This window comes from Halorubrum amylolyticum, from assembly GCF_004114995.1.
Classification (GTDB): Archaea; Halobacteriota; Halobacteria; order Halobacteriales; family Haloferacaceae; genus Halorubrum; species Halorubrum amylolyticum.
On the sequence record NZ_SDJP01000018.1, the window covers coordinates 52,842 to 64,885 of the forward strand.

Here is a 12,044-nt window from a genome sequence, read left to right on the forward strand (position 1 = left end):
CCGAACGTATTTCCACGATGTCGTGGTACTGTCTGGCAATGCCGGGGTCGTCCCTTCGCCCGCGCGGCGATCGCGAGTCGGCCGTCAGGGTGTTACACGTCGACGACGAGCAGTCCTTCCTCGACCTCGCGGCCACCTACCTCGAACGGATCGACGACGCCTTCGAGGTCCGGTCGGAGACGGACGTGGACGCCGCGCTCGACGTCGTCGAGTCCGAGCCGATCGACTGCGTCGTCAGCGACTACGAGATGCCCGGAACCGACGGGCTGGCGTTCCTCGACCGCGTCCGCGAGCGCGACCCGACGGTACCGTTCGTGCTGTTCACCGGGAAGGGGAGCGAGGAGATCGCCAGCGAGGCGATCTCCGCGGGGGTCACCGACTACATCCAGAAGCATTCCGGCACCGACCAGTACACGGTACTCGTGAACCGGGTCCGGAACGCGGTCGATCAGGCCCGCTCGCGGGCGGCGCTGGCGGCGAGCCAAGAGCGGCTCTCGCGCTTCATCGAGCAGTCGCCGCTCGGGACGATCGAGTTCGACGAGGGGTTCCGGATCGTCCGGGCGAACCCGGCCGCCGAGGAGATCTTGGGGTACTCGGAGGAGGAGCTCGTCGGCGAAACGTGGGCCCGGTTCGTCCCCGAGGACGCTCACCGCCACGTCGCCGGGCTCGAACGCCGCCTCCTCTCGGACAAGGGGGGATACCGGAGCGTCAACGAGAACCTGCGCGCCGACGGCAAACGAATCCGCTGCGCGTGGCACAACCAAGTGGTGACCGACGACGACGGCGAGGTGATCCGCGTCTTCTCGCAGTTCGAGGACGTCACCGAACGGGCGGACCGCAAGCGGCGGCTCGAACGGACGAACGCCGTCGTGTCGACGGTCCTCGACGCGCTCCCGGTCGGGGTTCTCGTCGAGGACGCCGACAGGCGGGTGATCCGCGTCAACCGCCACCTGTACGACCTCTTCGAGATCGACGGAGACCCGTCCGCGGCGACCGGTCGGGACTGCGCGCGGTTCGCCGCCGAGATGAGCGAGCTGTTCGACGACCCCGAGTCCTTCGTCGAACGGATCGAGGCGGTCGTCGACGCGCGACGCCCCGTCGACGACGAGCGGCTCGACCGCGCCGACGGCAGCGCCCTCCTGCGGACGTACCGCCCGGTCGACCTACCGGACGGGTACGGGCACCTGTGGGTCTACCGCGACGCGGCCGGCGGGCGGTAGGCGGCCGGTCGCCGCCGGGACGCGGTGCGGGGGGACAGATCGCGCCACGCCGCGCGGCCGCGGAACGCGACGGTCACGCGAGCCCCTCGATCGCGCGTGCCGCGTCGAGCACCTCGTCGTGGAGGTCCCCGTTCGAGACGACGAGCCCCGTCGAGTCGTGTCGCCAGCGGTTCCCTTCCAAGTCCGTCGCTTTCCCCCCTGCCTGTCGGACCATGAACACGCCCGCGACGGAGTCCCACGGGTTCGCTCGGAGGTTCGAGAGGGTCCCTTCCAGCCCGCCCGCGGCGACGGTCGGCAGCACGACCTGCGCGGCGCCGAGGCGACGCAGGTCGCTGAACCGCCGAACGATCGCCTCGCAGGCGGCGGCGTACTCGTCGCGAGAGTCGAAGTCCCACCACAGCGTCGGGTCGACCGTCGCTCGCCGCGGGTCCGACACGTCGCTGACGCGCATCGGCTCGCCGTTGCGGTACGCGCCGTCCGCGTCGGCAGTGTACACGTCGCCCAAGGCGGGCGCGACGGTGGCCGCGGCGACCGGCTCGCCGTCGACGACGGCCGCGACCGCGGTCCCCCACACGCGGATGTCCCGGACGTAGTTGTTGGTGCCGTCGATCGGGTCGATCACCCACGCCGCGCCCGCTTCGGGGACGGTCTTGCGCTCGTCCTCCTCCTCGCCCACGACCGCGTCGTCCGGGAACGTCTCGCGGATCGCCTCGATCACGGTGCGCTGGGCCGCCCGGTCCGCCTCGGTCACCACGTCGTCCTCGCCTTTGGTCTCGACGTCGATGTCGCTCCGGAACCGGTCGTTCGCGACCCGCGCGCCGGCCCGCGCCGCGCGCTCGGCGACGGCGGCGCGCTCGTCTGTGTCGACCATGGGCACGCTCCGACCGCCGGACGCGTATAAACGTCGATCCGGAGAGCGGCGGAGCGGCAAATGATTAACTCGATTCCGAATCCGAGTACACTTAAGTGCGTCCGGAACGGACTGGCGCGTATGAAACCAGAGGAGGCGGTCCGACAGCTCGAGTACGCAATCGACGCCTCGATCGACGAGACCGGACGGCGCACGGCCGCCGGTTACCGCCCCACCTTCGAGCGCGTCGCCGACCGAGCCGGCGGGGACGCCGTGTACGCGCTCGCCGGCGCGCTGGCCGACGAGGTGGTCGCGGGCGACCGGCCGACGCCGGCCGAGGCGGACGCGACCGCCGAGCGCGTGCTCGGCGACCTGGCGTACACCGACGGCGGCGAGTAGGATCAACGCGGTCCGCCGGTCTCCCGGGCCGAACGAGCGCGGCGGCCGTCGGACGTTTCGAAACTACAGCACCAGTCCTCGGACAGCGACGCTCCCGTCATCTCCGTCTCCGTCGCTCCCGTCCCCATTCCCGTCGCTCCCGTCCCCATTCCCGTCGCCCTCCTCCACGCGCCCGATCACGCGCCCGTCGGTCTCGGCGGCCAACGACGCGGCCGCGTCGGGGTCGACGGCGGCGACGAAGCCGGTCCCCATGTTGAACGTCCGGTACATCTCCCCGTCGGAGACGCCCCCCTCCGACTGCACGAACTCGAAGACTGGCTGGGGGTCGAAGGCGTCCTCGACGACGTAGCGGTTCGCACCGAGCCGCGTCAGGTTGGTCCACCCGCCGCCGGTGACGTGGGCCGCGCCGCGCACGCCGTGCTCGCGCATCGGGTCGAGCAGGTCGGTGTAGATCCGGGTGGGCTCTAGGAGCGCCTCGCCGACCGTCTCGTACCCCTCGAACGGGCAGGGGTCGGCGTACTCGTGGTCGCGGGTCGCGGCCTCCCGCGCGAGTGTGAGTCCGTTGGAGTGGATTCCCGAGGAACGCCAGCCGACGAGGGCGTCGCCCGGCCACGCCTCGCCGTCGAAGACCGCGTCTTTCGTGGCGAGCCCGGCGCAGGTGCCGGCCAGATCGAGGCCTTTGATCACGTCGGGCATCACCGCGGTCTCGCCGCCGACGAGCTCCATGTCGGCGAGCTCGGCGCCGCGCGCGAGCCCCTCGCCGACCTGCTCGGCGAACCGCTCGTCCGGCTCGTCGACCGCGAGGTAGTCGACGAACGCGACGGGGCGGACGCCGGCGGCGACCAGGTCGTTGACGTTCATCGCGATGCAGTCGACCCCGACCGTCGAGTAGTCGCCGAGCGCCTCGGCGACGAGGAGCTTCGTCCCGACGCCGTCGGTCGCCAGCGCGAGGTAGCGGTCGCCGATGTCGAGCAGGCCGGCGTAGTCGCCCTCGCCCTCGCCGACCGCGCCGATCAGCGCCGCGGTCGCCGCCTCGCTGGCGTCGATGTCGACGCCGGCGTCCGCGTAGGTGAGTTCGGCTCCGTCGTCGCCCGTCGGTTCCCTCTCGCCCCCGCTCGCGTCTCCGTCGTCTCCGCCGTCGCCTTCGGTCATGTGTGTCGAGGGACGCCCGCGGAGCAAAAGCGCACCGTTCCCGCGGAGGCGGTGGGGAGCAATAGTGTCGGCGGCGTCCGACGACGCCCGCCTCAGAACGGCCCGCCTCAGAACGGCCCGCCTCAGAACGGCCCGCCTCAGAACGGCCCGCCTCAGAACGGCCCGCCGAAGCCGAGCCCGACGACGAACACGAGCCCGATCGTGAGCAGGACGGAGAGGGCGAAGAAGGCGACCCACACCGCCTTGCTCCACCCGATCACGGTCTTCCCGTCGAGGGGGCCGTACGGGATCAGGTTGAACGCCGCGAGGAAGACGTTGATCGCGATCCCGCGGGAGCCGATCAGCGTGACCACCGGGCTCCCGATGACCGGACCGAGCAGCAGCGCCGGCAGGAACACGAGCGTGAGCAGGAGGTTGACGACCGGCCCCGCCAGCGCGATGTGGCCGTGCTCCTCGGGCGTCAGCCGGCCGCGGTGGTGGACCGCGCCCGGCGCGGCGAAGATGAACCCGAGGAGCGAACTCATCACGGCCAGAAACAGCATCCCATTGTCCGCCCGGAACTCGGCCACTTGGTCGTAGTGGACCGCGACGACCTTGTGCGCGATCTCGTGGAGGAGGAACGCGACGCCCGCCGTGAGCAGGCCGACCAGAAGCGGCGGGACGACGCCCGCCGCGAGCAGCCGATCGACGCCGGCGGTGCCGTTCACGAAGAAGAACGTGAACGCGACGCCGAGCGCGAGCCACGCGACCAGCAGGTCGCGGATCTCGGTCCCGCTGAAGTAGAGGCCGGCGATCCGGCGACCCTGAAGAGTTTCACTCATGCGTCCAACCACCTGAAACGGTCGGTCATGCGCCACCCGTGATCGCGCTCCGGACCAGCTCTGCGCCGGTGCTCGCCCCGTCGATCAACAGCCGTCCCACCTCGTCGACGCCCCCCACGTCGCCGAACATCGCGGGGATGACGTACACCGCGAACAGGAAGCTCGCGACGATGCTCCCGATGTTCGTCATCGCGACCACAACGATGAGCTTGAACAGCGGCACGTCGAGCATGGCGGAGACCAGCTCCGAGGGCGACTGCGTCTCGTCGGAGAGCAGTTCGTTGAGCCGCCCGATGTCGCCGACGTTCACCGTCAGGCTCCGGAGTTCGACGTAGCCGGTGAACCAGCCGGGCGCGAGCATCGGGTTGATCGAGGTCATCCACGCGACGGCGCCGCCGACGCCGGCGGAGGTCCAACGCGCGCCGGCGAGCTTCGCGAACGCGAACGCGAACGCACCGTTGATGAGGAACCACGCGCCGAACAGCCGGAACAGGAACGCGTTCTCCACGCCGGCGAGTGCGAGCAGGACGAAGAAGCCGACGAAGCCGACGGTGATCGCGTAGCCGATCGCCTTCTTCCACGGGAGCCCGCGCCCGCGCTCCTTCCCGACGAGGTCCTCCATCGGCGGGAGCGACGCGGGATTCGCGAGGTACCCCTCGATCCCCACGCGGTGGCCCGCGCCGACGATGGCGACCACGTCGTAGCCGGCCTCGCGGAGGGCGACGAGCCGGTGGGCGATGAACGCGTCGCGCTCGTCGATGAGCGCCTCGGCGCCGCCGGGGGAGAACTGCCGGAACTCCTCCATCATCATCGTCACCACGTCGGTGTCGGTCAGGTCCTCCATCCCCAGCTCCTCGATCCCGCCGTGTTCGGGCTCGCTGGTTCCCCGCCCGACGACGCTCATCGCGAGCGACGCGAACACGCCGAGGGTTAAGCCGAGCGAGATCCCGAGCCCGAGGCTCCCGACCGCCGTCACGGCGAAGCCGCCGAGGTACGTCGCGACGACCCCGTCGAGCGCGCCGACCGCGGCGGCGGCGATCCCGGACGCGACGCCCAGTATCGCCGCGGCGTAGAGGCGTCCGTCGGGCGAGAGCGAGACCTTCCCGACCTGATCGACGACGATCGCGGCCGCGACCGCGGCGAGCACGCCGCCAGTGACGCTCGTCAGCAGCGCGTCGGTGACCCCGACGCTGCCGCCGAAGAGCCCGATCACCGGGCCGGCGAGAACCCCGACGAACAGGCCGACCAACACGCCGACCACGCGGGAGTCGGTGACGCCGAACGCGAGCCCCCCCACCATCCGCAGCTTCTCCGTGACCGACATCCGGGCCCAGAAGCGCTGGATCGTCGTCTGGATGTCGCGGTCGACTAACGCCACGTCGATGCCGAGCCCCTCCGCCACGTCGATGGCGGCGCGCATGTCGGCGCCCGGCTCGATGTCGAACCGGTCGCCGAGCTGGGTCTGGACGTACGAGAGCATCCAGTACGCGAGGAACTGGAAGACGGTGTTGCCCCGCAGCAGGTCGCCCGCGTCGAGGTCGTCGGGGCTCTCGCCGTTCATCTGTCGGTACCGGCCCTCGTCGAGTTCGACGGCGACCACGTCGGGTCGCTCGCGCTCGATCGTCTCCTCGACTTCGTCGACCGACCGCTCGGAGACGTGTGCGGTTCCGACGACCGTCACGGAGCCGGACTCGTCGCCGGGGGGCGACCCGTCCGCGGCATCGGGACCGCCGCCGGCGCCGGTGCCCGCGGCCGGGTCGATCGCCGTCGGGGGCGGGGACGCGTCGTCGGCTCCCCGTGGCGTCTCTGTCATTGCCACGACGTACTCCGTCGCCGCGTTTAGGGTTTGTGAGTCGGTGACCACGCGTCGCCGCCTCGGCGATCCAACAAATTTGTATTCTCAGGGGGCGGAGGGGCTGGCATGTCGCGGCTGTTGCCCTCCCTCCCCGACACGACCCCCGAGGACCGCGAACCCCGGGTGGTCGGCGTCGACGACGACGACGCGGACGAACTCATCGCGGCGCTCGGCTCCGAGACGGCGCGCGAGATCCTCACGCGGCTCCACGACGAGCCGGCGACGAAGTCGGAGCTCGCCGACGCCGTCGACACCTCGCTTCAGAACGTCCAGTACCACCTCTCGAAGCTCGACGGCGCCGACCTCGTCGACGTCGTCGACACGACCTACTCCGAGAAGGGCCGAGAGATGGACGTGTACGCGGCCGCGGACGAGCCGCTCGTCCTGTTCGCCGGCGGCTCGGAGGAGTCGCGCGGGATCAAGTCGGCCCTGATGCGGCTGCTCGGCGGCTACGGGATCATCGGGCTGGCGGCGGTCGCGGCCCAACGGGTGCTGTCGGTGACGGGGCCGACCGCCCGCGTGACGACGAGCACCGGCGGGAGCGCCGGCGACGCCGCGACCGAAGACGCCGCGGACGGTCCCTCGATCGAGACGGCCCCCGGGGCCGACGGCGGCGGGGGCGGAGGCGGAGAGATCGACGGCACCGTCGAGTACGTCGTCGACCCCCTGGCGGACTACGCCGTCTCGCTGATCGAGCCCGGGATCGTCTTCTTCCTCGGCGCCGCGCTCGTGTTCACGGTCGGCTGGGCGTACTGGTACTGGAGCGGTCGCTGACTGCGGTGGGCCGTCCGAGCAGGGCGTCTGCGCGTGGCGCTCGCGTGGGACAGCTATTCATGCCGCCGCCGCCACGATCCGGTATGGAACACGAAGCCGAGGTCGTCGGGGTCGGAGCGGGCTCCGCACCCGGCGGCGACGTGCCGGCGGTCATCCTGTCCGCGCGCGGCGAATACGTCCCGATCTTCGTCAGCGCCGATCAGGCGCAGTCGATCGGGATGGCGCTCGAAGGCGAGCCGTTCGACCGTCCGCTGACGCACGACCTTCTCGTCGACATCCTCACCGAGTTCGGGGGCGCGATCGACCGCGTCCGGATCGACGACCTCCGGGACGGCACCTTCTACGCGAAGGTCGACGCGGAGCGGTACGAGGAGGGCGAGCCGGAGCGGTTCGTCTTCGACGCGCGGCCCTCCGACGCGCTCGCGCTCGCCGTCCGGATCGACTGCCCGATCGTCGTCTCCGACGAGGTGATAGACGAGGCGGGGCGCTCGCAGGACTCGGTCCGGTTCGACGACGGTCCCCAAGAGGGGACGTGACGCGCGCGTCGCCGCCGGCCGCCCGCCGCCGGCTGCCCACCGCCGATTCCGGCCGCCCGCCGCCGGTCAGGGGGTTGAAGTCGCCCGCCGTCCCACCGACGACATGGACGAGACGGCGACGGTCGCGGAGTCGTACACCGAGATGACCGAACTGCTGTTGCCGAACGACACGAACAACCTCGGGCGGGCGCTCGGGGGGGCGGTGCTCCACTGGATGGACATCTGCGGCGCCATCGCCGGGATGCGCTTCTCGAACCGACAGGTCGTCACCGCCTCGATGGACCACGTCGACTTCATCTCCTCCATCGAGATGGGCGAGGTCGCCGTCGTCGAGGGGTACGTGTTCAGCGTGGGGAACACGAGCCTCGACGTGAAGGTCGACGTGCGCGCGGAGAACCCCCGGACCGACGAAGAGCGCCGCACGACGACCTCCTACTTCACGTTCGTCGCGCTCGACGACGAGGGGAACCCGGCGAGCGTCCCGGAGCTGACCTGTCCGACGCCGGAGGAGGAAGCCCTCCGCGACGAGGCGATCGAGGGCCGCCGCGAACAGCTCACCGACATCGTCGATCGGTACGATCTGTAGTCAGCGATCGGAGCGATCGGAGCGATCGGAGCGACGGGCGAATCCCCGGCGGCTCACCGGGTCCTGCTCACGTCGCTGACGGCGCCGTCGGTCGCCGCCGCCGATCCGGCGACCACGTCGACGGAGCCGCCGGTCTCCGCGACCGCGTCCCCGTGCGCCTCGCGGACCCGCGCCGCGAACTCGTCGAGCGATTCGCCCTCGCCGGCCGCGGCGAGGTGGCTCCCGCAGCCGCAGTCGGACGCGCCGAAGCCGTCGACGGGGCCCGCCGGGAGCCGGTCGGCGACCGCACACTCCACGTCGGCGCCGACGCTCCGAACGACGCGGTCGATCCGGGTGTCTGGGTGACCGAGCAGGTGGTCGACGTGCCAGTGGCGCACGTCGTGGTCGCCGCGCGCGGTCCGGCGGTGGCGGTCGACGCGGGAGAACCCGCCGGCGCCGAGCGCGCTGCCCGTGTACGCGTAGCCGCCGGGATCGAACCGGCGTGCGCCGAGCGCGCCGACCTCGATCGTCGCCGGGGTCGCGAGCGCGACGAGGAGTGTGTAGGTGCCGCCGTCCGGGTCGTTGGCGTCGTTTTCGGCTTCGTCTCCGTCTCCGCCTCCGTCCCCGCTCACGACAGGGCCTCCGGCGGGTCGCTCGCCGCTGGGCGGAGGTCGTCGACGAGCTCGCTCGCGGCGTCGGTCAGCTCGTAGGTGTCGTGCACGTCGTCGGGGTCGCGGCCGCGCCCCGACAGCGTTCCGACGGCGCCGGCGATCCGATCGTAGTTGTCGCGGACGAGCCCCCCGACGATCCCCGGGGTTCCGGCGCGCTCGGCCAGCTCCTCGGCCGCCGAGCGGCCGGCGTACACACGTCCCTCGCCGGGGTCGACGAACACCATCGCGAACGGGCGCGAGCCGAACTGCGCGTCGAGGAACGGCCCCACGGGATCGGCTTCCCACGGCACCGCGACGACGCCCTCCAACCGGCGGAGCGCGACGGCCGCCACCGAGCAGTACGGGCAGTCGCCGTCGAAGATCAGCACCGGCGCGTCCGGGTCGGTGTCCATAGCGGTCGGTACGCGCTCCGGCGGCTTAAGCGGCCGGCCGGAGCGGCTTCAACCCCTCAAAGTTCGTGACTGGCGTTCGCGCCGAGCGGCGCGATGTCCGGTCGGTTCTCGCCGAGGCGACCCGCGGAAGGTACAAGCCGCTCGTCGTTCAACGGTGTGGTATGTCACCGCCGCTCGCGGACGAGCCGGTCGAGCCGGCCGACGAGGGAACCGAGCCGCTCACCGACGACGAGTACGCCGAGCACCTCGCCGCGCTCGGGTCGGCGTGGGAGGTCGTCGACGACCACCACCTCGAAGCGACCTACGAGTTCGCCGACTTCGCGGAGGCGCTGGCGTTCACGAACGAAGTCGGCGAGCTCGCCGAGGAGGAGTGGCACCACCCCGACATCCGCCTCTCGTGGGGCGAGGTGGGCGTCGAGATGTGGAGCCACGACATCGGCGGCCTCCACGAGTCCGACTTCGTGATGGCCGCGCGGATGGACCGGATCTACGACGGGTACGACGACAACTGAGCCGCGATCGATCGAGAAGCGGTCGACTGGCCGGTGTCGAGCGGTCGCCAACGGAGCGACTCGGCAACGAACGGCTTTAAACCCCTCCCGACGGAAATAGGGGTAATGAGTGCGAACGTCTTCCTGGTCCCGATCGACCCGGAGAACTTCGATCGAACGGTCCGGTCCGCGGTCGACCTCACCGAGTACGACGACCGCACGGACGACCTCGCCGACCTCGACGAGGCCCGCCTGTGGGCCGTCGACGACGACAGCGGGAACGGCTCGACGTTCGAGCGGATGGAAGAAGGCGACCTCCTCCTCTTCTACCACGACGGCGAGTACCTCGCCACCGGTCGAATCGGGACGACCTTCGAGGACGAGGACCGCTGGGTCTCCAGCACGTTCTGGACCGCGTTCCCGACCACGCGCGTCTACACGGTCACCGACTTCGCGGCCGTCTCCGCCCCGAAGCGCGCGGTCAACGCGCTCTTCGACTACTCGAAGTCGTACACCCCCGGCTTCATGCGCGTCGCCGACAGCCGGGTGAACGCCGATCTCTCCTCGATCGAGTCCGCCATCGATCACTACTCGAAGCGGAACGCCTGAGCGCTCCGCCGGTCCCCCGTCGGTTTCCCTCCCCACCCCTTCTTCCGTCTGTTCCTCCGCTAGACCGCTTCCAACAGCGCCTCGTAGGCGTGGCCGTAGCGCTCCGCGACGCGGCTCGGATCGCCGCGTTCGTCGCCCGACAGCGCCGGGAGATCGACGGTCGCCAGCGGCTCGATCATCTCCGTCACGGTTCCGGTGTGCTCCTCCATCGTCCCCTCTCGCGGGCTGCCGGACGCGACCGCGCGGGCCTTGGCGTAGCGGTCGCCGGCGTAGACCCGCACGCGGCCGGGGTCGACGACCGCCACCGCGTCGGGCTCGACCAACCCGTCCCGGGGGAGTGGCTCGGCGACATCCGCGTACGACTCGACGACGACGGGCACCGACGCCGCCGCGACCCGGGCCGCGAGGCGGTCGAAGGCGGGGAGGTAGTCGGCCGCCATCACGTCGTTGAACGCCGCCACGTCGTCGACGCGGGTCGCCTCGGCCAGCGGGAGTCGGTCGGCGAGCCCGTCGGGAAGGAGTCCCGCCGCCTCGGCCGTGCCGTTGACGACGAACCGGGAGCCGTCCTCCGTCGTCACTCGGTCGCAGAGGAACGTCCGATCCGTGTCGCCCAGCATGCCGGTCCGGCCGGGCGTCGGTCGCCAGAGGCGGTGGACGGGGTTGATCGACTCCGGGGTGATCGCTTCGGGACGACTCGGATCGCCGACGGCCGGCCCCCGATCGCCGACGGCCGGGAGCGGTCGCGTGCTCGCGGCCGCGAGGCGTCTCGCGTCCTTCCCGTAGAGCCGCCCCGAACCGCTCGCGATCCGGTAGTCGTCGTGGTCGTACCAGTGGTCGTTGCCGGCGCGGGGCTTGACCCCGACCGCGTCGTCGGCGCGGGCGGCGAGGCTCGCCACCAATCCGGTCGAGAAGGTCGTCTTGCCGGCGTCGACGCGGGCGCCGCCGGCGACGAGGACCACCGGCGCGTCGGATCGCTCCCGGCTCACGCTCCGGCTTGCGGGCCGGCGTCTTCGCTCCCTTCTTCGCCCGCTCCCCCTTCACCGTCGACCGCGTGCGGCGCGACCCCGTAGTAGCCGGGACCGTCCTCCGCCAGCGGCTCGGCGATCACGAGGTCGTCGGCGTGGGTCATCACCCACGGGATCGCCCAGTCGATCAGCACGGCCTCGGTGTCGGGGTCGATCTCGGCGTCCGGCTCCAACTCCTGTAGCAGCCGGGCGATCTCCGGGATCGTGTACATCTGGTCGGGCTCGAACAGCTCCGCGGGCTCGTAGAAGTCACACGGATAGGTCGCGTCGAACGTCGACTTCGGCTCGGGCATGGGCGTCGCTACGGCGTCGCGTCCGTAAACGCTGCCGATACCGCGATCGGAGGTCCGGGTCGAGCGCGAGCGCCGCGGCTCTCGGCGGGCGGCAGGTAAAAGAATCTCGGGGTTCGACGCGCGTGTCGCGGCGCGTGCGGGCGTCGAGCGTTACTCGAAGAGTTCGACGGCCTGCTCGTAGCGGGTCGACGGTTCGTCCCAGTCGACGACTTCGAAGAAGTTGTCGACGAACTCGCCGCGGGCCGGGCCGTAGTCGTGGTAGTAGGAGTGTTCCCACACGTCCAGCGCGAGGATGGGGTGGCCGCCCCAGATCGCGCCCTGGTCGTGTTTGTCGACCACGACGTTGCGCAGCCGGTTCGAGAACGTGTCGTACACGAGCAATGCCCAGCCG

Annotated in this window: 15 protein-coding genes and 1 pseudogene; 7 read left to right on the forward strand and 9 right to left on the reverse strand. The window is 71.2% G+C overall.

Translation table 11 applies throughout. The annotated features are described in order from the left end of the window. The first annotated feature begins 38 nt into the window (after positions 1 to 38). Complete coding sequence (locus ESO89_RS12520; RefSeq protein WP_128905814.1) at positions 39 to 1,220, forward strand: PAS domain-containing response regulator; 1,182 nt, start codon at positions 39 to 41, stop codon at positions 1,218 to 1,220. Positions 1,221 to 1,293: 73 nt separating this feature from the next. Here the strand turns inward: ESO89_RS12520 and ESO89_RS12525 are convergent, their stop codons facing one another. Further along, positions 1,294 to 2,091: an inositol monophosphatase family protein gene (locus ESO89_RS12525; protein WP_128905815.1), complete on the reverse strand. Its 798-nt coding sequence runs from the start codon at positions 2,089 to 2,091 to the stop codon at positions 1,294 to 1,296. Between the two features lie 120 nt (positions 2,092 to 2,211). On the opposite strand from ESO89_RS12525, the gene ESO89_RS12530 reads away from it, so the two are divergent. Beyond that, positions 2,212 to 2,469: a hypothetical protein gene (locus ESO89_RS12530; RefSeq protein ID WP_128905816.1), complete on the forward strand. Its 258-nt coding sequence runs from the start codon at positions 2,212 to 2,214 to the stop codon at positions 2,467 to 2,469. Positions 2,470 to 2,532: 63 nt separating this feature from the next. Here ESO89_RS12530 and purM read toward each other — a convergent pair whose 3' ends face one another. The 3 genes from purM to ESO89_RS12540 form a co-directional block, all read right to left on the reverse strand. Then, positions 2,533 to 3,621: a phosphoribosylformylglycinamidine cyclo-ligase gene (gene purM, locus ESO89_RS12535; RefSeq protein ID WP_241686224.1), complete on the reverse strand. Its 1,089-nt coding sequence runs from the start codon at positions 3,619 to 3,621 to the stop codon at positions 2,533 to 2,535. 152 nt (positions 3,622 to 3,773) lie between these two features. Then, on the reverse strand, positions 3,774 to 4,442 hold the full coding sequence (locus ESO89_RS18585) for a zinc metalloprotease (protein ID WP_164932796.1): 669 nt from the start codon (positions 4,440 to 4,442) through the stop codon (positions 3,774 to 3,776). A 25-nt stretch (positions 4,443 to 4,467) separates the two neighbouring features. Further along, positions 4,468 to 6,255 carry a TraB/GumN family protein gene (locus tag ESO89_RS12540; RefSeq protein ID WP_128905818.1) on the reverse strand — a complete coding sequence of 596 codons (1,788 nt, stop codon included), beginning with the start codon at positions 6,253 to 6,255 and terminating at the stop codon, positions 4,468 to 4,470. A gap of 108 nt (positions 6,256 to 6,363) precedes the next feature. Here ESO89_RS12540 and ESO89_RS12545 point away from each other — a divergent pair, with 108 nt between their 5' ends. The 3 genes from ESO89_RS12545 to ESO89_RS12555 all read left to right on the forward strand — a co-directional run bounded on the left by ESO89_RS12545 (position 6,364) and on the right by ESO89_RS12555 (position 8,193). After that, positions 6,364 to 7,071: an ArsR/SmtB family transcription factor gene (locus ESO89_RS12545; RefSeq protein ID WP_128905819.1), complete on the forward strand. Its 708-nt coding sequence runs from the start codon at positions 6,364 to 6,366 to the stop codon at positions 7,069 to 7,071. A gap of 83 nt (positions 7,072 to 7,154) precedes the next feature. Next, a complete protein-coding gene (locus ESO89_RS12550) occupies positions 7,155 to 7,607 on the forward strand; it encodes a bifunctional nuclease family protein (RefSeq protein WP_128905820.1) in 453 nt (150 codons plus the stop codon). A gap of 103 nt (positions 7,608 to 7,710) precedes the next feature. Beyond that, positions 7,711 to 8,193: an acyl-CoA thioesterase gene (locus ESO89_RS12555; protein WP_128905821.1), complete on the forward strand. Its 483-nt coding sequence runs from the start codon at positions 7,711 to 7,713 to the stop codon at positions 8,191 to 8,193. A 53-nt stretch (positions 8,194 to 8,246) separates the two neighbouring features. Here the strand turns inward: ESO89_RS12555 and ESO89_RS12560 are convergent, their stop codons facing one another. Both ESO89_RS12560 and ESO89_RS12565 read right to left on the reverse strand, forming a co-directional pair. Then, positions 8,247 to 8,804, reverse strand: coding sequence for a GIY-YIG nuclease family protein (locus ESO89_RS12560; protein ID WP_128905822.1), 558 nt, complete (start codon positions 8,802 to 8,804; stop codon positions 8,247 to 8,249). Continuing rightward, the gene (locus tag ESO89_RS12565) at positions 8,801 to 9,235 is read right to left on the reverse strand and encodes a thiol-disulfide oxidoreductase DCC family protein (protein ID WP_128905823.1); all 435 of its coding nucleotides are present in this window, start codon (positions 9,233 to 9,235) and stop codon (positions 8,801 to 8,803) included. The genes ESO89_RS12560 and ESO89_RS12565 overlap by 4 nt, the downstream gene beginning before the upstream one ends. A 161-nt stretch (positions 9,236 to 9,396) precedes the next feature. Here ESO89_RS12565 and ESO89_RS12570 point away from each other — a divergent pair, with 161 nt between their 5' ends. Then, positions 9,397 to 9,747, forward strand: a complete 351-nt coding sequence (locus tag ESO89_RS12570) for a 4a-hydroxytetrahydrobiopterin dehydratase (protein WP_128905824.1) — start codon at positions 9,397 to 9,399, stop codon at positions 9,745 to 9,747. A gap of 105 nt (positions 9,748 to 9,852) precedes the next feature. Then, positions 9,853 to 10,335 carry a hypothetical protein gene (locus ESO89_RS12575; protein WP_128905825.1) on the forward strand — a complete coding sequence of 161 codons (483 nt, stop codon included), beginning with the start codon at positions 9,853 to 9,855 and terminating at the stop codon, positions 10,333 to 10,335. Positions 10,336 to 10,394: 59 nt separating this feature from the next. On the opposite strand, the gene ESO89_RS12580 is transcribed toward ESO89_RS12575, so the two are convergent. The 3 genes and pseudogenes from ESO89_RS12580 to sod all read right to left on the reverse strand — a co-directional run. Beyond that, positions 10,395 to 11,321, reverse strand: coding sequence for an ATPase (locus ESO89_RS12580; RefSeq protein WP_128905826.1), 927 nt, complete (start codon positions 11,319 to 11,321; stop codon positions 10,395 to 10,397). After that, positions 11,318 to 11,653 (reverse strand): DUF5827 family protein, encoded by a 336-nt coding sequence (locus ESO89_RS12585; protein WP_128905827.1) that lies wholly within the window; start codon positions 11,651 to 11,653, stop codon positions 11,318 to 11,320. Before ESO89_RS12585 ends, ESO89_RS12580 begins: the two co-directional genes overlap by 4 nt. A gap of 150 nt (positions 11,654 to 11,803) precedes the next feature. Further along, positions 11,804 to 12,044 (reverse strand): annotated as a pseudogene (sod, locus tag ESO89_RS12590) (superoxide dismutase [Mn]); the annotation flags it as partial.

Excerpts from the sequence above, each read along its gene's own strand:
- ESO89_RS12520 (WP_128905814.1), top strand. The coding sequence starts at position 39 with ATGCCGGGGTCGTCCCTTCGCCCGCGCGGCGATCGCGAGTCGGCCGTC.
- ESO89_RS12525 (WP_128905815.1), bottom strand. The coding sequence starts at position 2,091 with ATGGTCGACACAGACGAGCGCGCCGCCGTCGCCGAGCGCGCGGCGCGG.
- ESO89_RS12530 (WP_128905816.1), top strand. The coding sequence starts at position 2,212 with ATGAAACCAGAGGAGGCGGTCCGACAGCTCGAGTACGCAATCGACGCC.
- purM (WP_241686224.1), bottom strand. The coding sequence starts at position 3,621 with ATGACCGAAGGCGACGGCGGAGACGACGGAGACGCGAGCGGGGGCGAG.
- ESO89_RS18585 (WP_164932796.1), bottom strand. The coding sequence starts at position 4,442 with ATGAGTGAAACTCTTCAGGGTCGCCGGATCGCCGGCCTCTACTTCAGC.
- ESO89_RS12540 (WP_128905818.1), bottom strand. The coding sequence starts at position 6,255 with ATGACAGAGACGCCACGGGGAGCCGACGACGCGTCCCCGCCCCCGACG.
- ESO89_RS12545 (WP_128905819.1), top strand. The coding sequence starts at position 6,364 with ATGTCGCGGCTGTTGCCCTCCCTCCCCGACACGACCCCCGAGGACCGC.
- ESO89_RS12550 (WP_128905820.1), top strand. The coding sequence starts at position 7,155 with ATGGAACACGAAGCCGAGGTCGTCGGGGTCGGAGCGGGCTCCGCACCC.
- ESO89_RS12555 (WP_128905821.1), top strand. The coding sequence starts at position 7,711 with ATGGACGAGACGGCGACGGTCGCGGAGTCGTACACCGAGATGACCGAA.
- ESO89_RS12565 (WP_128905823.1), bottom strand. The coding sequence starts at position 9,235 with ATGGACACCGACCCGGACGCGCCGGTGCTGATCTTCGACGGCGACTGC.
- ESO89_RS12570 (WP_128905824.1), top strand. The coding sequence starts at position 9,397 with ATGTCACCGCCGCTCGCGGACGAGCCGGTCGAGCCGGCCGACGAGGGA.
- ESO89_RS12575 (WP_128905825.1), top strand. The coding sequence starts at position 9,853 with ATGAGTGCGAACGTCTTCCTGGTCCCGATCGACCCGGAGAACTTCGAT.
- ESO89_RS12585 (WP_128905827.1), bottom strand. The coding sequence starts at position 11,653 with ATGCCCGAGCCGAAGTCGACGTTCGACGCGACCTATCCGTGTGACTTC.